Consider the following 20,133-nt stretch of genomic DNA (forward strand, 5'->3'; position numbering starts at 1 on the left):
TTAGGACTCTATCCGCTGGTCATCGAGAACGGTGAATCCTCGTACTGTCAAGGCGGTCCGCAGCTCCACCCGGTCATCGAGCGCCAGGTTGACGCCCTTGACTTCCTGCCAGACCTCGTGGCCGCGCCCGGCAACCAGGATGGTGTCCTCCGGGCCGGCGAGTTCCACCGCCTTGCGGATGGCGGCGTCGCGGGGGAAGACCTCCAGGACCGTGCAGCCGAGGCCCTCCGCGGTTTTGGCCTCGATGGCTCCGGCCATCACGTCGGCGCGGATGGCTGCCGCGTCCTCATCGTGCGGGTCGTCGTCGCTGACGATCACGATGTCCGCAAGCCGGGCCGCAATCGCTCCCATCGCGGGCCGCTTGCCCTGGTCGCGCTGGCCGGTGGCGCCGAAGACGACGATCACCTTGGACCCCGGCGTCTGGGAGCGCACTGCCTCAAGCGCCCGGGCGAGGGCATCCGGGTTGTGGGCGAAGTCGACCACGGCGGCCGGAGCCGTCGCAACGAGCTGCATACGGCCGGGGACGGCCACGGTGAAGGGGTCCGCGCTGTCCAGGGCGGCTTGCACCTCGGCCGCGGAGATACCGGTGGCGAGCACCATGGCCGTGGCCAGGGCGGCGTTGGCGACATTGAAGCTGCCGGGCAGCCCGGTGTGCAGGCGCAGTTCGGTACCGGCCCGGTGGCGCAGGCCGAACTCGGTGCCGAGGCTGCGCGGCTGGGGGTCCACAACCCTCCAGTCCGCTCCCGGAGCAACCGCTTCTGCTGCGTCGGAGCCCGTGGCGAGCGTGGTGACGGGGATGCCGGCGTCGGCGGCCAGCTTTCGGCCCCACTCATCGTCAACGGTCACGACGGCGGCACGGGCGCGCTCTGCCGTGAAGAGCCGGGCCTTTGTCTGGAAGTACTCCTCCATGGTCCCGTGCAGGTCCAGATGGTCCTGGGTGAGGTTGGTGAAGCCGGCGACGTCGAACACCACGCCGTCGACCCGGTGGAAGGAGATGGCGTGCGAGGAGACCTCCATGGACGCGGCGTCCAGGCCGCGTTCGCGCATGAGGGCCAGCAGGGCGTGCACGTCCGTCGACTCGGGGGTCGTCAGGAGGCTGGGGATCGCTTCGCCGCCGGCCAGGATCTCGATGGTCCCGATCAACCCGGTCTTTTTGCCCAGCGCCTGGAGCAGGGAGTTGATGAAGTAGGTGGTGGTCGTCTTGCCGTTGGTTCCGGTGACGCCGAACAGGGCCGGCGCCGCGGAGTGCTCCGGCCGGCTCTGGTAGATCAGCGCGGAGAGGCGCCCGACCAGGCTGCGCGGCTCATCGGTCAGCAGTACCGGCACGGAGATGTCGTTGGAGAGCGCCAGGAGGCGGGCGCCGGCGTCGTCGGTCAGTACCGCGACGGCGCCGGCGTCGACCGCCTGGGACACAAAGTCCGCGCCGTGCCGGGTGGCACCGGGCAGGGCGACGTACAGGTCCCCCGGCCGGACGGCCCGGGAGTTCAGCGAGATCCCGGTGACCGGGACGGCGGCGGAGGAGCCGGGAACGACGACGCCGATCCACTCACCGATGGTTTCGAGCGGCACCGCGGCAACCGCCGTCGGCCGGAACGCCGAAGTGGAGTCCTGGCCGGACGGCGCGGCGGCCGCGTCCTGGGCATTGAGCTCTGACAAAGGGATCTCCGTTTGCGGTACTGGGGCAGCGTGCGCCGCGCGCGGAGGATTGCCCCGCACGCAGGCCCTGCTGCGTGGAACTGGTTGTTGCTGCTGACTCGTGAAGCTGGGTGCTACTTGGCGTACTGCGGCAGCCTGACCGGTTTACCGGTGGACGGCTCAACGTTGTACGTGCGCAGCGTCTGGCTCATGACCGAACGGAACACGGGTCCGTTCGTGATGCCGTAGATGCTGCCCTTGGGCCGTTGCAGGACCACTTCAACAATAAACCGCGGATCGTCCATCGGCGCCATCCCCACCATCGAGGCCGTGTAGCCGCAGAAACCCGACTTGCCGTCGTCGCACGGCGACTCGGAGGTGCCGGTCTTGGCGCCCACGCGGTAACCGTCAATCGCGGCGTCCTTGATCTCGCCTTCGGTGACGGCGCTTTCCAGGATGTCGCGGACCTGCTTGGCGGTGTTCTTGGAGACAACTTGGCGGGTGGGCTTGGCCGGGACTTTCTCTTCGGTGCCGTCCGGGTTGACGTAGCTGTCGATCAGGCGCGGCTGGACCATGACGCCGTCATTGGCGATGCTCTGGTAGGCGCGGACCGTCTGCAGCGTCGACTGGGCCACGCCCTGGCCGAAGAGCACGGTGTATTGCTGGCGGCCGTCCCATTGGTCGGCCGGCGTGAGGATGCCTTTGGACTCGGCGGGCAGGCCGATGTCCGGTGCCTCGCCGATGCCGAACTTTTGCAGCCAGTCGTGCCGTTTTTCCTTGCTGAGCCGCCGGCCCACCATGACCGTCCCGGTATTCATGGAATAGCCTACGATGCCCGCCAGGGTCCTCTTCTCGGTGCCGTGTTCGAAGGCGTCGGTGAACGTCTGGCCGTCCACCGTGTAGCTCGGCGGGATGATGAATTTATCCAGCGGCCGGGCGGTGCCCTCCTCGATGGCGGACGCGGCGGTGATCATCTTCTCCACCGAGCCCGGCTCGTAGGCGGCGGTCACCGCACGGACTCCGCGGTCCTTGGCGGCGACCTTGCCTGGATCATTGGGGTCCGGCGCGTCGGTGTCGGCCATCGCGATAATGTTGCCGTTCTTGGCGTCTGAGACGACGATGATGCCCCACTCCGCGCTGAGTTTGTCCTTCTGGCTTTGGATGGCCTGCTGGGCAAAGTACTGCAGGTCCGAGTTCAGCGTGAGCTTGATGTCCTTGCCGTTGACGGCCGGCGTGAACTGGTCCACGCCCACCGGGATGCGCAGCCCGTCGGCGCCAATCTCGAACAGCCGCTTGCCCGCGGTGCCCTTGAGCACCTCGTCTTGGGTTTGCTCCAGCCCGGCCTGGCCGGTGGTGCCGTCCTTGAGGAAGCCGACGATTCCGCCCGCCACCGAGCCGTTGGGGTAGACCCGCTTGCTGGTGCCCTCGGTGACGATGCCGGGCACCTGGAGTTTGGAGATGCGGTCCTCGACGTCGGGCCTGATGTCCTTCGCCACGATGTAGTAGCGCGACGTCCCGGTCACCGCCGCCTTGAGGTCGTCTTTCTTCATGCCGAGCACGGTCGCGAGCTCTTCGATGCCCTGGTCACGCGGGATCTTGACGACGGTGTCCTTCCCGTCGACCTTTTCGAGCCGCGGGAAGGATTCGGTGTTGGTGTTGACGGTCTGGTCAACCACGACGTTGTAACGGATCACGCTGCTGGCCAGGACGGTGCCGTTGGCGTCAAGGATGCTGCCGCGCTCCGCGGGCAGCTCAATCGGCTTCAGCCGGTTCTTGAGGGCTGCCTCAGCCATGCCGCCGACGTCGAGGCCCTGCACCAGAAACAGCTTCCCGCCCACTACCAACAGGAGCGTGAGCATGATGCCCAGTCCGAGCCGCAGTCGCCGCGTGGCGCTCGGCGTCTTGCCTGTCCGTGCCTTGCCGGTGTTCTGCGCCACGATGTTTCCTTGCTGCTCGCCTGGGCTGGTGGTCGGTCCCGTCGGCTATTTCCCGGGGACCTTCTGCGCGGGGGCGGGAACGGAGCCGCCGTACAGGTTCACGGACAGGGCGGGCGCCCGGACGGCCGGGGCCTTTGCCGCGGGCACGGCCGGTGCACCGCCTGCAGCTGCCGGAATGCTCGCGGCCGGCTTGCGGCTCAGGAGGGGTTCATTCGCCGTGGCGGCCGGAACCACATTGACCTGGCCGGCAACGGCCGGCGCGGCAATGACGGCACCGGGGGCGTCGCCCTTGACGGCGGGCTTGGCCTGGCCGGTCACCGCGAGGGTGGACAGGTCAATCTGGCCCTTGACCGTGGAGGCCACCATGCCCAGCTCCGTGGCCTTGGCAGCCAGGTTCTGCGGGGCGTCAAAATTCTGCACCTGCTGGGTGAGGTCCTGGTTCTGCTTGGTCAGCGTGGACTGCTTGGCCCGCAGCTCCACCAGCTGGTACTGCGCCGAGGAGACCGAGATGTTCAGGACCAGCACCGCCATCAGCGCAAGGGCCAGGATTCCGAAGCACATCACGACGAACGGTGCCCGGCGCTTGCGCGGAACGGAGCGGACGACGGAGAGCGGAGTGCGGGACTTGCGTGCGGGCGCACCCGGGTGCAGGTCCGGGAGGGCACGGGCCGTGGCAGCTGTGGCAACGGGGAAGCTGTTGACGGCGGCGGTGCTCATGCGACTCTCCTGGCTTTGATGCGTTCCACGGCGCGGAGCCTGGCGGAGGCAGCGCGTGGGTTTTCTGCGATTTCTGCGGCGGTGGGCACCTCGGTGCCCTTCGTCAGGGTCTTGAGTTCGGCTTTATGTTCCTCAAGCTCCACCGGGAAACCGAGCGGGGCCGAGGACTTGGAACCGGCCTGGAAGACTCCCTTGACGATCTTGTCTTCCAGCGAGTGGTAGGACATGACGACAACGCGGCCGCCGAGGGCGATCGAGGCCACGGCCGCCGGAATTGCACGCTCCAGGACCTCGAGTTCCTCGTTGACCTCGATCCTGAGGGCCTGGAAGGTCCGCTTCGCGGGGTGGCCGCCGGACTTGGCGGCACCGGAGGGCACCACGGCGCGGATGGTCTCGACAAGTTCCCCGGTGGTAGTGAAGGGCTTTTCGGCGCGGGCGGCGACGATCCGGTTGGCGATCCGGCCGGCGAACTTCTCCTCGCCCCACTTCCGGATGATCCGGACGAGGTCTTCTTCGCTGTAGTTGTTCACGACGTCGGCGGCGGTCTGGCCGCGGCCGGTGTCCATCCGCATGTCCAGCGGCGCGTCGAAGGAGTAGGCGAAGCCGCGTTCGCGCTCGTCGAGCTGCAGCGAGGAAACGCCGAGGTCCATCAGGATGCCGTGGACTTCGGTGAAGCCAAGGTCTTCCAGGACCTCGGGGATTTCGTCGTACACCGCGTGGACCAGGTCGATCCGGTCCGCGAAAGGCTTGAGGCGTTCGCCGGCAAGGGCGAGAGCCTCCTCGTCACGGTCGATGCCGATCAGGTGCAGGTCCGGAAACCGCTGCAGCATGGCTTCGGAGTGGCCCCCCATGCCGAGCGTCGCATCGACGACGACGGGCGTCTCGCCGCGGCGTCGCGCTTCTTCGAAAGCCGGTGCCAACAAATTGATGCACCGGTCCTTGAGGACCGGTACATGGCGTTCGGACGTAGGCTTCGCCTGGTTGGAGTCTTCGCTCATGCCTGCGTCCTTTCGTTGCGGGAAGTACCTGTCGGGTGGTGTGCTTCTTGGTCCAGATCCCCATCCGCGCCTACCCTGCGGTCCGCCTGGCTCCGGGGAAGTGAGCCAGGTGAACTGCCGGATGGGCGGCTGGAGATCTCGATCAAGAAACGGTTGGTGCTGATGGTGCCGGCGCCTGCGGGGCTTCAGAGAATCCCCGGGATGGCGTCGTCGGTTTCCGAGAAGGCTGTTTCCTTTTCGGCCAGGTACTCGTTCCAGGCCTGGGCGTCCCAGATCTCCGCGCGGGTGCCGGCGCCAATGACGGCCAGTTCCCTGCCGAGACCTGCGTATTCCCGGAGCGCCGGCGGAATCGTCACGCGCCCCTGCTTGTCAGGCACCTCGTCGGAGGCTCCAGAGAGGAAAACGCGGATGTAGTCACGAGCCTGCTTGGAGGAGATTGGAGCCTCCCGCATCTGCTCGTGAACCCGGCCGAATTCCGCCTCGCTGAAGACGTAGATGCAACGTTCCTGGCCCCTTGTGAGAACCAGGCCGGCGGCAAGTTCCTCGCGGAACTTCGCCGGGAGGATGATTCGACCCTTTTCGTCCAGACGTGGCGAATGAGTGCCGAGAAACACGGCCCACCGCCTGTCTGTTGTAGGAAGTCCAACGTCCCCGTGCTGCCACTACCCTCTTACGTCCTCCACATTACTCCACTTCGCTCCCCCGTCAACGACATCGGGGACATTTTGGAGCAATTTTGGGCGAGTTTTCAAACAAATGTCCGTTGCAAATAAAGGGAAGCGTCAAAAGTGGGGCGCAGTGGAGGGATTTGCCCCGGGGAGGCCGGGCAGCCGGAAGGGCACCTACGCAGCAGTCGATGCCCGGCTTAACGGCAAAAGACCCGCCGAAGCGGGTCTTTAGGTGCCTACCGGAGGTCGCGGTGGGCGGAATGGAGGGGCGGTTGCGGCGACGGAACCGGGAACGTGTCAGGCGTCCCCGCGGTGCCTTTCCTCCCACCGCTCCTCCAGGTTGCTCATGAAGGAACTGCGCGGCTTGCCCGGCTTCCGGCCGGCGGCTCCGGACTTGGATTTGCCGCCCGCGCTGCGCATGGTCGCGAAGTAAACGCCGGCACCCATGACGACGAAGCCAAGGACACCCACGATGATGCTCTGCAACGAGACGCCCAGCAACAGCAACAGGATGCCAGCGAGGGCACCGAGGACCCCGATGACCAGATGACGGGTGGACCAGGAGCGACCCGGATCCGAGCCCATCGAGCTGGCAAACTTGGGATCGTCCTCGTGCAGCTGCTTCTCAAGTTGCTCAAGCAACTTCTGTTCGTGCTCCGAGAGCGGCATCACGACCTCCTTAAGTCGACCAACGTCCAGATTTGACGCGGTCCTTGTCCCTAAAACCCTAACGACCGGGATGGCCGGCTGGTTCCTTGTTTCCCGTCATTGGTGAAATAAGGATCCGCGGTTCCCTGAAAGGTGTTTAGTTGGCATGGCCGGCAACCCGAACGTTCGATCCAGTCGTTCGAAAACTATGTATATCTAAGGATAGATTGTTGCGCCCTGTTCTGAAAGACGCTAGGCCCGGCTTCGCGGCGCCTGCCCGCCCCTTGGACGCAGCCCCGCCAGTGCCGACCGGGACGGCCTGCGCCCGTGCACTGCCAGCTCACTCGGCGGCCGGCCCCGGGTCAAGCAACCGGGCCGGGAGAACCGACTTGTTGCCGAACTTGCGGGTGACGCGGTCCAGGGCCTGCTCGGCGGCGCGCCAGTTGTCATCCCGGCGGTCCAGGCTGAGTTGCAGCGGCGCCTGGGCGGCTTCCTCGAGCTGCTCCGCCCTAATCCCCACGAGGCGCACGGTCATGGGCCGCTGGCCAACGGACTCGAGCAACTGCACGGCGACGCCGTAAAGCAACTGGGCGCTGTCAATGGGCGTGCTGACGGTGCGGCTGCGGGTAATTGTGGAGAAGTCCGCGTAACGCAGCTTCAAGGCAACCGTCCTGGCATGCATCCCGGCGCTCCGGAGCCTTTCCGCCGTGCGGTGCGAAAGCCGGAGCAGCTCGCGGTGCAGCAGGGCGTCGTCGGCGGTGTCCACCGCAAAGGTCTCTTCCGCCCCGATGCTCTTTTCCAGCCGGACCGGCGTCACCGGCCGGGGGTCGATCCCCCACGACAGCCGGTACACGTGCTCCCCCGTGGCGCCGAGGATCTTGCGCAGTGACGGCAGCGGCGTTGCGGCGACGTCGGCGACCGTCCGGATCCCCATCCGGGCGAGCACCTCCACGGTCTTGGCACCGACTCCCCAGAGGGCGTTGACCGGCAGGGTATGCAGGTAGGGCACCGTCTCGTCCGGACCGATCAGCAGCAGGCCGTCGGGCTTGCACCGGGTCGAGGCGATCTTGGCGACGAACTTGCTGGCCGCGATCCCCACCGACGCCGTGATGCCCAGCTCGCCCTCGACCCTGCGCCGGATCAGTTCGCCGATGTCCCGGGGCGGACCGAGCCGCCGGATGGCACCTCCGACGTCGAGGAAGGCCTCGTCGACGCTCAGGGGTTCCACGAGGTCGGTGATCGATCCGAAGATGGCCATGATCTGTCCCGACACCTCGTAGTACAGCTTGTGCCGCGGTTCGATGATGACGGCGGAAGGGCACATCCGCGCCGCCACCGCCATGGGCATCGCTGACTTGACCCCGAACTTGCGGGCCTCATAGGAAGCCGAGAGGACCACCGAGCGGTCCGCCGGATAGCCCACGATCACCGGGCGTCCCTTGAGCTCCGGACGGCTGCGCAGTTCCACCGAGACGAAGAAGGCGTCCATGTCCACGTGCAGGATGCTGCTGCGCCGGAGTTCGCGAAGGCCCGCCTCGCTGTATTGTGTCCCGCTGTGTTTATCGATGTGATTTTCCCTGTCCGGCCCCACGCATCAATCCTATGCGCAGGTACTGACTAAACTGGAGGCTGGATCCGGCGTCAACACCAGGAGGAATGTCCCCGTGAAGGTTATTGGAGAGCGCAAACGCGCCGTGACGGCCGTTGCCGCCGCCGGCGCCTTGCTGGCCCTGGCCGCGTGCACCCCCGGCCCGGGAGCCCCGTCGCCTTCGGCGTCTGCGCCCGGGGCGCAGTCCACCGCCCAGCCCTCCACCACGGCCCCTCCCAGCCCGTCCGCCGAGCCCGGCACCTCCGCCACTGTGGGTGCCCTGGTTGCGGGCTTCCCCAAGAAGCTGCTGCCGGTCATGCCGGGCGCACAGGTGGAATCCAGCAGTTTCGACAAGAACGGTGCTCCCGCGACCGTCGCCCTGGTGGCGAAAATCACCTCGCCGGCGGCGGGAGTGGTCGCGTACTACAGCAAGAAACTGGAAAGCCAGGGCTTCAAGGCAGTCCCCGGCGGCACCGTCGGTTCGGTGGCGTCCAAGGACTTCCTGCGCGGGGACAATGAAACCGTGAATCTCGCCGTCGTCGAGGCCGCCGGGGTCTCCACCTTCACGATCGGCGCCAACGTCGCCGCCGAGTCCGTCAAGTGAGCCTGGCCGAACAACTGCGGGTTGAGCAGACGGACTTCGTGGCCGCCGTCGCCGGCAAGCTGACCGACTTCCTCACCGCCCGCACCACGGTGATGTCCGCCATTTCCCCCGACATCGACCCGCTGATGGGGTCCATCTCCAACCTGGTCACCGGCGGCAAGCGCCTCCGGGCCCTGATGTGCTACTGGGGCTGGCGTGGGGCCGGGGGCGGCGCCGGAGCCCGCGAAGTGGTCACGGCCGGCTCGGCGCTGGAGCTGTTCCAGGCCGCGGCACTGATCCACGACGACATCATTGACCGCTCGGACACCCGCCGCGGCGGCCCCAGCGTGCACCGCCGCTTCAGTGAACTGCACGCGAGCCAGGGCTGGGCCCTGGATCCCGAGCGCTTCGGCCACGCGGCGGCGATCCTGACCGGCGACCTGTGCCTGTCCTTCAGCGAGGAATCGTTCACCGAAATCGGCGATCGGGCCGCCTCGGGCAGCCAGGCCCGGCTCATCTTCAACCTGATGCGCGCCGAAGTCATGGCCGGCCAGTACCTGGACATCCTGGAAGAGGTGGCCGGGCCGCACCGAGACCGTGCCGGCGCCGTCAGCCGCGCCCAGTCGATCATCCGCTTCAAGTCGGCCAAGTACTCCACCGAGCATCCGCTCGCGCTGGGCGGCGCCTTGGCCGGCGCCCCCGACGAGTTGCTGCGCGGCTACTCCGCGTTCGCCCTCCCCCTCGGCGAGGCTTTCCAGCTCCGCGACGATGTCCTGGGCGTCTTCGGCGACCCGGTCACCACCGGCAAACCGGCCGGTGATGATCTCCGCGAGGGCAAGCGTACGGTGCTGGTGGCCTTAGCCCTCGACCAGGCCGCGCCGGCGGAATCGAGCTTTGTCGACGCGAAGCTGGGCAGCCCGGACCTGAGCACCGCCGACGTCGAGGAGATCCGCCGCATCATTGTCGACTGCGGGGCACTGCAGGCCACGGAGGTCCTGATCGAGGAATTCGGCCGGGCCGCCTTCGACGCCTTGGACCTGCTGCCGCTGGAGGAGCTGCCCAAGACCGCGCTCCGGAAACTGGCTGAGGCCGCCGTCAGCCGCACCGCCTAAACGCAAGGCCAAAACACGCAGGCAGACGAAAACGGAGACGAAAAAGGCCGTGGACAGCGGGATCCGCCGTCCACGGCCTTTGCCGTATTACCAGAGCTTACTTTTGGGCCGTACTACCAGGCCATGGTCTGTGCCCGGCGGCGGATTTCGGTTTTGCGCCCTTCGCGGAGGGCATCGATCGGACGGCCGCGCAGGGACTCGTCCGGCGTGAACAGCCAGGTGATGAGTTCTTCGTCCGAATAGCCGGCGTCGGCGAGGACAACAATTGTGCCCTTCAAGCTCTCCACCGGGTGGCCGTCCTGGATGAACGCCGCGGGCACGGAACGGATCCGCCGGTCGCCGATCCGCACTGCCGCCAGCGCGCGCTCGTCAAGCAGCGCATGAACCTTAGTGATGGAAACGTTCAGCAGCTGGGCTACGTCGGGCAGGGGCAGCCATTCGCCTACAAGGCTTTCTACAGTACTCACGGATCAAGATTGCCATGCCGGGGCGGAATGCGCCTAGTCAGCCACGACCCAATAATGCGACCGCTTAACCCGGCGTATAAAAGGGACTGCGAAATGGCCGCCGGCGCGGACGCCTTCGCGGGCCCCGGCCGGGGCCCCTGGGCCGACACTCCCAATAGCCGCGTAGCAGAATGTCAAACAGTTCTTGTGCTAATTCGCAATTCATGAGAGATTCGCATAGATCACATTTGTAACTGCAGTATCTTCAGTCACACTGGTAACACCAGTAACACTGTCCGTGCTGCAGGGTTCGCCGCTGAGAAGAGGATCTTTCCCATGACGACGTCACGTTCGCCAAAGCCCAACCCGAGGCCCGGCCTCCCGCTGATTGCGGCGACGACGGCGGCTCTCCCCGCCGTCATGCTCTCCTCCTTGGCGATCGCACAGCCCGCTGCTGCCGAATCCCGCCCCCGGGCGATCCCGGCGACGCTGGCGGCGGCCATGAAGGCGCAGGGTCAGGCCGCCGCGGCACTGCCCTCGGCTCGGATTCCGGCAACCGAGGTTGCGGTAGCGCTGCCGACCGCGTTCCGCCCCGCCAAGGTCGCCGCACCGGCCCAGTACACGATCGTCCGCGGCGATACGATCAGCGCGATCGCCCACAAGTTTGGACTGAGCACCCAGTCCGTCCTTACGCTGAACAAGCTCCGCGCCAACTCCGTGATTTACCCTGGCCAGAAAATCAAGCTCACCGGCGGCCCCGCCGCGAAGGCAGCTCCGGCCAAGGCAGCTCCGGCCAAGGCAGTCCCGGCGAAGGCTGCTCCGGTCCGGTCCGCCGGCAGCGTTTACACGGTCAAGTCCGGCGACACCCTGAGCGGCATTGCCGCCCGCCACGGGGTCAAGCTGTCGGACGTGTTCAGCCGGAACGGGCTCAACATGCGCTCGGTAATCCACCCTGGCCAGCGGATCAACATCGGCGCCGCCGCGGCAGCACCCGCGCCGGTCCGGACCGCGGCGCCGAAGCCCGCCCCCAAGCCCGCCCCGGCCCCAGTCAGCTCGGGGTCCTACACGATCAAATCCGGTGACACGCTCTCCGGTATTGCCGCCCGGCACGGCGTAAAGCTCTCCGCCGTCCTGTCGGCGAACCGGCTGACCATGAGCAGCATCATCTACCCCGGCCACAAGCTCGTCATTCCCGGTGCCGGCACCGGGACCTTGAAGCCCGCCTCAAGCCAGCCCGCGGCGACCGTGACCCCGCTCGTGCCCAGCACGTTCCTGGGGTTCAGCTACCCGAAGGCTGTCGTCAGCTCCGCCAACCAGAACAAGGCGCTGCTGAATGCCTCGCCGGTTCCCACCCGCGAGCAGATGAAGCAGATCGTGGCGGACACCGCACGCCGGATGGGCGTGGCGCCGTCGCTGGCCATGGCGTTCGCCTACCAGGAGTCCGGCTTCAACCACCGCTCGGTGTCCCCCGCGAACGCGATCGGCACCATGCAGGTCATTCCGTCCTCCGGAGGGTGGGCCTCGGAACTCGTGGGCCGCAAGCTGAACCTGCTGGATCCGTACGACAACGCCACGGCCGGCATCGCCATCATCCGCCAACTGGTCGCGACCAGCAAGAACCTGGACTACGCCATCGCGGGGTACTACCAGGGCCAGTACTCGGTGAGCACGAAGGGCATGTACGAGGATACGAAGGCCTATGTGGCGTCGATCAAGGCGCTGCAGAAGACCTTCAGCTAGAACCGCCAGCATCGCACGGGGCTGAGACCTCCGTCGCGTAACGATACGGGTCCGGGTTGCATGTCAATCCGGGCCCGTTTCCGTGCAGAGCTTAGGATCAAAGGGTGCAGGAATACACATCGGACGCTCTCGTCGGGACCCTGGTGGACAACCGGTACCTGATTCGATCCAAGCTGGCCCGAGGCGGGATGTCCACGGTGTACCTCGCCACCGACCGGCGGCTCGAGCGGGACGTGGCGCTCAAGGTCCTGCATCCGCACATGGCCGGAGACCCGCAGTTCCTGGACCGGCTGGGCCGCGAAGCCAAGGCCGCCGCCCGGCTGTCGCACCCGCACGTGGTGGGCGTCCTGGACCAGGGCGACGACGGCCCGCTGGCCTACCTGGTGATGGAATACATCAAGGGGCACACGCTGCGGGACGTGATCAAGGAAAAGGGAGCCCTCACGCCGAGGCTTGCCCTGGCGCTGATCGACCCGGTCGTGGAAGGACTCGGAGCCGCCCACGCGGCCGGCCTCATCCACCGCGACGTCAAGCCCGAGAACGTGCTCATCGCCGACGACGGTCGGATCAAGATCGGCGACTTCGGGCTGGCGCGGGCGATCACGACGACGACCAGCACCGGCGCCCTGATCGGGACCGTCGCCTACCTCTCCCCCGAGCTCGTGCTGGGCCAGCAGGCCGACGCCCGCAGCGACATCTATTCACTCGGGATCATGCTCTACGAGATGATCACCGGTCGCCAGCCGTTCGACGGCGAGGTTCCCATCCAGGTCGCCTACCAGCACGTGAACTCGACCGTCGGGCCGCCGTCGGCCCTGGTCCCGGGGCTGGCCGAAGAACTCGACGAGCTCGTGCAGTGGTGCACGGCGAACGACCCGGACAAGCGCCCCGTCGACGGCAATGCATTGCTCTTCGAACTTCGTCACATCCGCACCAACCTCAGCGACGCCGACTTGGACCTGCGGCCCCCGGCCGCCCTTGCGGCGCCCGTTGCCGGCGCCGCGGCGGCAGGCCCCGGCGGTTCCACGCCCGGGCGGCCCGCGACGGAACCCCGCCCGGCCGCCGCCGAGGCACACACGGAATTCCTCGGTGGCCTCCAGCAGCCCACGGAAGTCATCAACCGCGGCAGCAACCCCACCACCGTCCTCGCCGGCAGGTCACGGCCCGGCGCTTACGGTCCGCTAGCCGCGCCGGAGGAACGAGAGTTTGGCGCCTATCCTGAGGATGCTCCGGACGGCCGTCCGGAGCCGGCAAGCAAGCGTGCACAACGCAAGCAGGACCGCGAGGAGGAAAAGGCGCGGCAGCGTGCTGCCGCGACCCCCAGCCGAAGCCTCCGGGCGGGCAACCCGCGGCGCCGGGGCCTGGCCTGGATCCTGGTGCTGGTCCTGGTGGCGCTGCTCGCGGCCGGCGCCGGTTGGTTCTTCGGCATGGGCCCGGGGTCTCCGGGGACCATTCCGCAGTTGGCCAACAAGACCGTGGCCGAAGCACAGCAGCTGCTCCGCACTGCCGGTTTCGAGTCGACCACCCGAGACGTCTTTGACGACGACGTGTCCCCTGGCCTCGTGGTCGGCTCCGAGCCGCAGGCGGGTCAGGTGGTCCGGAAATTCCAGTCCGTCTCGCTGGCCGTTTCGAAGGGTCCGGAGCTGTTTCCCCTGCCCCAGCTGACGGGCAAGTCGCTCGATGCGGCGAAGACGGCCCTCAATGGCGCCGGCATGGCGCTGGGCCCCGTCACCGAGCGCTACGACGAGGCCGCGGCGGCTGGAACCGTGCTGGCCCAGAAGCCGGGCAAAGGCACCCCCGCCAAGCACGGGACAGCCGTGGGGCTGACGGTCTCCAAGGGGCCGCGGCCCATCCCGGTGCCCGAGCTGCGCGGCAAGGACCAGGAGACCGCGGTGAAAACGCTGGAAGCCGCCGGGCTCAAAGCCGTCGTCGCCCCGGAAGCCGTTTTCGACCGGGAGGTGCCAAAGGGCGCGGTTGCCGGCCAGGACCCGGCCACCGGGAATCTCACCAAGGGCGGCGCCGTGACCCTGACGATCTCCAAGGGGCCGAAATTCGTCCAGGTCCCGGACGTGTTCCGCAAGCCGGAGGAGGAGGCGGTGCAGGCCCTCAAGGATGCCGGCTTCGAGGTGAAGGTCAACTACGCCTTCGGTTCATCCGTGCTGGGCCTGGTGGCCGGCCAGGACAAGACCGGGCGGCAGCCCGAAGGCTCACTCGTCACGATCACCGTGACCTGACTTCTGCCAAATAAGTAAAAGCTCCGCCCCGGCTGGAAACAGCCGGGGCGGAGCTCTTACTGTCTGTGGCGTCGCCGCTTGCGGCATCGGCCCGTGTCGGCCGGCGCGGCTTAGCGCTTGGCGAGGGCTCCCGCCACCAGGAACGCCATTTCGAGGGACTGCATGTGGTTCAGCCGCGGATCGCAGACGGATTCATAGCGGTCCAGGAAGGCGTCCTGGTCGATCGGGTCGGCGCCGCCGAGGCACTCGGCCACGTCGTCGCCGGTCATTTCCACGTGCAGGCCGCCCGGAACGGTGCCGAGGCCGTGGTGCACCTCGAAGAAGCCGCGCACCTCGTCGATGACGTCGTCGAAGTTGCGGGTCTTGTAGCCGTTGGGCGAGGTCACCGTATTGCCGTGCATCGGATCGGTGACCCAGAGGACCTGGGCGCCGGAGGCGGTGACGCGCTCGACGATGGGAGGCAATTTCTCGCGGATGTTGCCGGCGCCCATCCGGGTGATGAAGGTCAGGCGGCCGGGTTCCCGGTTGGGGTCAAGCTTGTCGATCAGGCGGAGGGCGTCCTCGCCGGTGGTCGAGGGGCCAAGCTTGACGCCGATCGGGTTGCGGACGCGGGAGAGGAAATCGACGTGCGCGTGGTCCAGTTCCCGGGTGCGCTCCCCGATCCACAGGAAATGCGCCGAGGTGTCGTACGGCAGGCCGGTTCGCGAGTCGATGCGGGTCAGGGCCCGCTCGTAGTCCAGCAGCAACGCCTCGTGGCTGGCGTAGAACTCGACGCGCTTAAGCGCCTCGAAGTCCGCGCCGCAGGAGGACATGAACTTGATGGCCCGGTCGATGTCGCGGGCCAGGGATTCGTAACGCGCGTGCGCCGGGTTCTCGGTGAAGCCCTTGTTCCACTGGTGCACCAGCCTCAGGTCGGCGAAGCCGCCCTGCGTGAACGCCCGGATCAGGTTCAGGGTCGATGCCGAGGTGTGGTACGCCTTGAGCATCCGGCTGGCGTCGTGCGCGCGGGACTCCGGCGTGAAGTCATAGCCGTTGACGATGTCGCCGCGGTAAGCCGGCAGCGTGACGCCGTCGCGGGTTTCGTCGTTGGACGAGCGCGGCTTGGCGAACTGGCCCGCCATCCGGCCCATCTTGATCACGGGCATCGCCGCGCCATAGGTGAGCACGACGGCCATCTGCAGGATGGTCTTGACCCGGGCGCTGATCTTGTCCGCCGTGGCGGCTTCGAAGGTCTCCGCGCAGTCACCGCCCTGGAGCAGGAACGCCTTGCCCTGCGCGGCCGCGGCGAGCCGTTCGCGCAGGATGTCCACTTCGCCGGCGAAGACGAGCGGCGGCAGCACCGAGAGTTCCTTGACCGAGGCCTCAAAGACTGCCGCGTCGGACCAGCTGGGCTGTTGCGAGGCAGGCAGCTCCCGCCAGTGGTCCAGTCCCGGATAGTTGGCGGCGCCGCTCTGGGCCGTGCTCGTGAAAGCAGAACCGGCAAAAGCGGAGCCTGCGGGGGCGGGGCCCGCCGGCGTGGAGTTGTTCAGGGACGTCGAAGGCGCAGATAGCTCAGTCACCCTCTAAGGATAGTTGCCTCCGCGTTGAACGGCGGCGCCCGGCGTCATTGACCGCAGGCGCCCCGTCACACAGTTCCGGGCGTCTCCGGTTCCTGGCCGGCGCCGGCCTCCGGTGCCTCGGTGGCTTTTCCGGCGAGACGCAGTTTGACGACGGCGGCGTACTCGTCGACGTATTCCTGGCCGGAGAGCCGCATCAGTTCGTACATGATTTCGTCCGTTACGGAACGCTGGATCAGGCGGTCGTCTTCCATGCCGTAGTAGCGGCTGAAGTCCAGCGGTTCGCCAAAGATCATCCCGATCCGGCGGATGTTGGGCATCCGCTTGCCGATGGGCTGGACCTTGTCGGTGCCGATCATCGCGACCGGGATCACCGGGACCCGGGCCTGCAGGGCGAGCCGGGCGACCCCGACCTTGCCGCGGTACAGGCGGGCGTCCGGACTGCGGGTGCCTTCGGGGTAGATGCCCAGGAGCGAACCGTTCTTCAGCACATCCATGCCGGCATCAAGCGAGCGGGCGGACGCCGCTCCCCCGGACCGGTCCATCGGCAGCTGGTTGGTCAGCCGGAAGAAGGCGGCGGTCAGTTTGCCTTTGATTCCCTTGCCGGTGAAGTACTCGGATTTCGCCAGGAACACCACCGGCCGGGGCACCATCAGCGGCATGAAGATGGAATCGGAGAAAGAAAGGTGGTTGGAGGCCAGGATCGCGGCGCCCTCGGCCGGAACATTGTCCAGGCCTTTGACCCACGGCCGGAAGAGCGTCTTCAGGACCGGCCCAAGGACGAACGTCTTCATGAACCAATAAAACACGTGGTGTACCTCTCCGGCAGGCGTCTGGCCGGCCCTTCTTCGGACCCGGCCAGGACTTCAGTGACACCCTACTCTAGTGAGTTTTGTCGGGAACAGTGACACGATGGGCTCATGAGCGAAAGCAGCACTCCAGTGGCGCCTGCCGCTTTTCGCTACCCCGGCCACGGCGCCAATGCGGGCACCGGCGTCGCGATCTGCCATGGCTTTACCGGTAGCCCCTTGAGTGTGCTTCCCTGGGCCGAGCACCTGGCCTCCCGCGGGTTCGCCGTCTCCGTCCCGCTGCTGCCCGGCCACGGCACCGACTGGCGGGATCTCGCCCGGCACGGCTGGCAGGACTGGTACGGCGCCTTCGAGGCCGCGTACCTGGACCTGGCCGCCGGAACCCGCTCGTGCTTCGTGGCGGGCCTGTCCATGGGCGGAACCATCGCGCTGCGCACCGCTGCCCGCCACCGCGTGGCCGGCGTCGCCGTCGTGAACCCCGGGCTCAGTTTCTACGACCGCCGGGTGCGCTACATCGGGGTGCTCAAGTACCTGCAGCGCACCACCGTCCCGCTCCAGGAGACGGAGTCGACGGCGGCCGCCACCCAGGACGGCGACTACTCACTGACCCCGCTCGCGGCCGTCCACCAACTGCGCAAGCTCTTCACCGCAACCCTGCGCGAACTGCCCGCCGTCGACGTTCCGGCTATCGTGTTCAAGTCCGACACGGACGCGGTGGTGCCGCCGACCTCGCTGGAGCTGCTCCGCGGGCGCCTCGGATCGCCGGACCTTACGGTGGTCCCGCTGCCGTCCAGCGGCCACGTTGCAACGCTCGACGTCGACGCTCCCGTAATCTTTTCGCAGTCCGCCCGCTTCTTCCGGGAGCACGCGGCCCCGTCCCCAGCCCAGTCCACTGTCCCCGCAGGCCCTCAGCCAGTAAAAACTGAGCAGCCATGAACCACGGAGCATCCATGAGCACAGCCGCCGACCACTCGCCGTACAGCAGTCCGTTCACCGGATCCGGTCCCCGGACCGGCGTCGTGGTCTCCCATGGGTTCACCGGCAGCCCGCACGGCGTCCGGGCGTGGGCCGAGTCCCTGGCCGCGGCCGGCTACGCGGTCCGGATGCCGCTGCTGCCCGGGCACGGCACGAGCTGGCAGGAACTGGCCCGGACACGCTGGCAGGACTGGCATGCCGGACTCGACGCCGCCTACCTGGAACTGGCCTCGGAGTGCGACCACGTCGTGGTGGCCGGGCTCTCGATGGGCGGCGCCCTCGCGCTGCGGCTGGCGGCCACCCGCCCCGTGGCCGGGGCGGTGCTGGTGAACCCCGGCCTGGTCATCGATGATCCCCGCGCGCCGCTGGCCGGGATCCTGAAATTCGTGCTGAAGAGCACCCCGGCGATCGCCAATGACATCCTCAAGGAGGGCGTGGATGAAGGCGCCTATCCGCGGACCCCGGTCGCGGCGGCCCACGAGCTGAACAAGATGTTCAAGGACACCCTGCGGCTGCTGCCCCGGATCACGGCCCCGGTCCGGGTCTACCGGTCCACCGTGGACCACGTCGTTTCCGACGCCAGCCTGGCCGCCCTGCGCCGCGGACTGAGCAACGCCCCGCTGGAGGTCATCCGGCTGGAGAACAGCTACCACGTGGCTACCATGGACAACGACGCGCCACAGATCTTCCGCGGCACAGCGGAGTTCATCCGGTCGGTCGTGGAAGGGCCCAACCCGGGCGCCGCCGGTGCCAGCCAGAAAGAAACGGCAGATGACTAGATTCGACCCGGGCTCGCCGGACCCCGATTCCCCGGACTCCAGCGCCAACGAGGACGACGCCGTCTGGCTGGATCTGGTCGCCAGGCTGGAGGGCACCGACTCCGGTCCGGCCGGCAGCGCCGACGCCGGAAGCCCCGCCGCGCGGACGTTCCGCGACTTCGACCCGCTGGGCCTTGCGGCACCGGCACCGGCACCGGTCGAACCCCCGGCCGGCGGCCGGGCGGCCTCGCTGCGCGGGAGTGACGAAGCCGCGGCCGGCCAGGGCGCCTCCGGCCCGCGGGACTACGAACCGGACGACGACGACGGCGCGTTCGTCCCCGAAGAGCCGCCCAGCCTGGCCGGGTCCGACCCGCTGACGATGCTCGCATGGCTGGGCGCCGTCGGCGGCCCGATCGCGCTGATGCTGTCCGCCATTTTCTGGCGGAGCGCACCCCTGCTGGCGGTCGTCGGCATGGTGGTCGCCTTCGCGGCGTCGGTGGTGTTCCTGATCATGAAGCTGCCGCAGGAGAAGGACGAGAACGACGACGGGGCCCGCGTTTAGCCGGATGCTGTCCGGCTGGCGGCTGCGGAGCCGGCCGCGCGCCGGCTAGCTGCGCATGCGGCTGCTGACCCGGGAAAGGTCGGCCGCGCCGATCAGCCCGGCATTGGGGCCCAGCGCGGCCAGTTCAATCGTGGCCGCCGGGCGGAACCCGCGGCCGGTCAGGTTCCGGGCAAAGGCCTTCCGCGCCGGTTCCACGAGGAGTTCGCCGGCGTCGCAGAGCCCGCCGCCGATGACGAAGGTTCCCGGGTCCAGGGCCGCCGCCAGGTTCGCCAGTCCCAGGCCGAGCCATTCCCCCACGTCTTCGAGGAGTTCACGCGCGGTGGGATCGCCGGCCTTGGCGAGTTCGGTGACGACCACGCCCGTGATCCGGTCGGCATGGCCGTGCACTGCTTTGAGCAGCTCCTGGGCCACCGGCGAGTTGGCTGCGGCGAGTTCCCGGGCCTCCCGGCCAAGGGCGTTCCCCGAGGCGTACTGCTCCCAGCAGCCGCGGTTGCCGCACTCGCAGCGGTGGCCGCCGGGCATGATGATCTGGTGGCCGAATTCACCGGCCACGCCGAAGCGCCCACGTTCGAGCCGCCCGTCCATCACCATGGCCCCGCCGATTCCGGTGCCCAGGGTAATGCAGACCAGCCGGCTCTCGCCCTTCCCGGCGCCAAAGCGCCACTCCGCCCAGCCGGCGGCGTCGGCGTCGTTGGTCAGCAGCACCGGACGGCGGAGCAGCCGCTGCAGGTTCTCACGCAGCGGTTCGTTGCGCCAGGCCAGGTGCGGGCTGAACAGCACGGTGGCGCCGTCGAGGTCCATCCACCCGGCCGCGCCGATGCCGACCGACCAGATGCGGTGGCCCCGGCCCAGTTCCTCCACGAGTTCGACGATCACCTGCTCGACGGCGCGCGGATCGCTGCCCGGCGTTGACCGCTTGGCCTGGCTGAGGATGCGCCCTTCCGCGTCGACAACGCCGGCCGCCACCTTTGTGCCGCCGATGTCGACGCCGATCGCGAGGCCCTTGCGCCCGAGCCGCAGGTGTTCACGGAAATTGCCGGCCCCGGAGGCGCCGGAAAAGCCCTGCATCCGGCGCCGCCAGGCGGCGGTCCTGCGCTGCGGTCCGGGCTTCTGGCCGGGTGTTGGAGTATGCATCGTTCCCCATTCTAGGGCCCTCAGCGAGCGGCG

General features: G+C 67.9%; 18 protein-coding genes. 7 read left to right on the forward strand and 11 right to left on the reverse strand.

Annotated elements, in window-relative coordinates; translation table 11 throughout:
• The 7 genes from AC1DBD_RS15015 to dinB all read right to left on the reverse strand — a co-directional run bounded on the left by AC1DBD_RS15015 (nt 1) and on the right by dinB (nt 8,170).
• Nucleotides 1–1,656 (reverse strand): UDP-N-acetylmuramoyl-L-alanyl-D-glutamate--2,6-diaminopimelate ligase, encoded by a 1,656-nt coding sequence (locus tag AC1DBD_RS15015; protein WP_476982405.1) that lies wholly within the window; start codon nt 1,654–1,656, stop codon nt 1–3.
• A gap of 113 nt (nt 1,657–1,769) precedes the next feature.
• Complete coding sequence (locus AC1DBD_RS15020; RefSeq protein WP_476982406.1) at nt 1,770–3,572, reverse strand: peptidoglycan D,D-transpeptidase FtsI family protein; 1,803 nt, start codon at nt 3,570–3,572, stop codon at nt 1,770–1,772.
• A gap of 45 nt (nt 3,573–3,617) precedes the next feature.
• Nucleotides 3,618–4,289, reverse strand: a complete 672-nt coding sequence (ftsL, locus tag AC1DBD_RS15025; protein ID WP_441418886.1) for a cell division protein FtsL — start codon at nt 4,287–4,289, stop codon at nt 3,618–3,620.
• On the reverse strand, nt 4,286–5,287 hold the full coding sequence (gene rsmH / locus AC1DBD_RS15030) for a 16S rRNA (cytosine(1402)-N(4))-methyltransferase RsmH (RefSeq protein ID WP_476917443.1): 1,002 nt from the start codon (nt 5,285–5,287) through the stop codon (nt 4,286–4,288). The genes ftsL and rsmH overlap by 4 nt, the downstream gene beginning before the upstream one ends.
• Nucleotides 5,288–5,472: 185 nt before the next feature.
• A complete protein-coding gene (gene mraZ, locus AC1DBD_RS15035; protein WP_056740915.1) occupies nt 5,473–5,901 on the reverse strand; it encodes a division/cell wall cluster transcriptional repressor MraZ in 429 nt (142 codons plus the stop codon).
• A 351-nt stretch (nt 5,902–6,252) separates the two neighbouring features.
• A complete protein-coding gene (locus AC1DBD_RS15040) occupies nt 6,253–6,624 on the reverse strand; it encodes a DUF3040 domain-containing protein (protein ID WP_175321592.1) in 372 nt (123 codons plus the stop codon).
• A 319-nt stretch (nt 6,625–6,943) separates the two neighbouring features.
• Nucleotides 6,944–8,170 carry a DNA polymerase IV gene (dinB, locus tag AC1DBD_RS15045; RefSeq protein WP_476909557.1) on the reverse strand — a complete coding sequence of 409 codons (1,227 nt, stop codon included), beginning with the start codon at nt 8,168–8,170 and terminating at the stop codon, nt 6,944–6,946.
• Between the two features lie 97 nt (nt 8,171–8,267).
• Between dinB and AC1DBD_RS15050 the strand changes: the two genes are divergently transcribed.
• The gene (locus tag AC1DBD_RS15050) at nt 8,268–8,795 is read left to right on the forward strand and encodes a hypothetical protein (protein ID WP_476892756.1); all 528 of its coding nucleotides are present in this window, start codon (nt 8,268–8,270) and stop codon (nt 8,793–8,795) included.
• Nucleotides 8,792–9,886 carry a polyprenyl synthetase family protein gene (locus AC1DBD_RS15055; protein WP_476982407.1) on the forward strand — a complete coding sequence of 365 codons (1,095 nt, stop codon included), beginning with the start codon at nt 8,792–8,794 and terminating at the stop codon, nt 9,884–9,886. Before AC1DBD_RS15050 ends, AC1DBD_RS15055 begins: the two co-directional genes overlap by 4 nt.
• 113 nt (nt 9,887–9,999) lie before the next feature.
• Here AC1DBD_RS15055 and AC1DBD_RS15060 read toward each other — a convergent pair whose 3' ends face one another.
• Nucleotides 10,000–10,353, reverse strand: coding sequence for an Rv2175c family DNA-binding protein (locus tag AC1DBD_RS15060; RefSeq protein WP_441418891.1), 354 nt, complete (start codon nt 10,351–10,353; stop codon nt 10,000–10,002).
• Between the two features lie 315 nt (nt 10,354–10,668).
• On the opposite strand from AC1DBD_RS15060, the gene AC1DBD_RS15065 reads away from it, so the two are divergent.
• Together AC1DBD_RS15065 and AC1DBD_RS15070 are read left to right on the forward strand one after the other, a co-directional pair.
• Entirely contained in the window at nt 10,669–12,072 is a 1,404-nt protein-coding gene (locus tag AC1DBD_RS15065; protein ID WP_476982408.1) for a lytic transglycosylase, read from the forward strand.
• Nucleotides 12,073–12,176: 104 nt separating this feature from the next.
• Complete coding sequence (locus tag AC1DBD_RS15070) at nt 12,177–14,306, forward strand: protein kinase domain-containing protein (protein WP_476982409.1); 2,130 nt, start codon at nt 12,177–12,179, stop codon at nt 14,304–14,306.
• 110 nt (nt 14,307–14,416) lie between these two features.
• Here the strand turns inward: AC1DBD_RS15070 and AC1DBD_RS15075 are convergent, their stop codons facing one another.
• Together AC1DBD_RS15075 and AC1DBD_RS15080 are read right to left on the reverse strand one after the other, a co-directional pair.
• Complete coding sequence (locus AC1DBD_RS15075) at nt 14,417–15,865, reverse strand: class II 3-deoxy-7-phosphoheptulonate synthase (RefSeq protein ID WP_441418894.1); 1,449 nt, start codon at nt 15,863–15,865, stop codon at nt 14,417–14,419.
• Between the two features lie 65 nt (nt 15,866–15,930).
• Nucleotides 15,931–16,671, reverse strand: a complete 741-nt coding sequence (locus tag AC1DBD_RS15080; protein ID WP_175321586.1) for a lysophospholipid acyltransferase family protein — start codon at nt 16,669–16,671, stop codon at nt 15,931–15,933.
• Between the two features lie 111 nt (nt 16,672–16,782).
• Between AC1DBD_RS15080 and AC1DBD_RS15085 the strand changes: the two genes are divergently transcribed.
• Genes AC1DBD_RS15085 through AC1DBD_RS15095 form a run of 3 tightly spaced genes read left to right on the forward strand, consistent with a single transcriptional unit; the run spans nt 16,783 to nt 18,966 of the window.
• Complete coding sequence (locus tag AC1DBD_RS15085) at nt 16,783–17,607, forward strand: alpha/beta hydrolase (RefSeq protein WP_476982410.1); 825 nt, start codon at nt 16,783–16,785, stop codon at nt 17,605–17,607.
• Between the two features lie 14 nt (nt 17,608–17,621).
• Nucleotides 17,622–18,425 carry an alpha/beta hydrolase gene (locus AC1DBD_RS15090; RefSeq protein WP_476892761.1) on the forward strand — a complete coding sequence of 268 codons (804 nt, stop codon included), beginning with the start codon at nt 17,622–17,624 and terminating at the stop codon, nt 18,423–18,425.
• Nucleotides 18,418–18,966 (forward strand): hypothetical protein, encoded by a 549-nt coding sequence (locus AC1DBD_RS15095; RefSeq protein WP_476982411.1) that lies wholly within the window; start codon nt 18,418–18,420, stop codon nt 18,964–18,966. Before AC1DBD_RS15090 ends, AC1DBD_RS15095 begins: the two co-directional genes overlap by 8 nt.
• A gap of 45 nt (nt 18,967–19,011) precedes the next feature.
• Here the strand turns inward: AC1DBD_RS15095 and AC1DBD_RS15100 are convergent, their stop codons facing one another.
• Nucleotides 19,012–20,034, reverse strand: a complete 1,023-nt coding sequence (locus AC1DBD_RS15100; RefSeq protein WP_476982426.1) for an ROK family glucokinase — start codon at nt 20,032–20,034, stop codon at nt 19,012–19,014.
• Between the last annotated feature and the right edge of the window lie 99 nt (nt 20,035–20,133).

The organism is Arthrobacter sp. 10T419 (genome assembly GCF_056394105.1).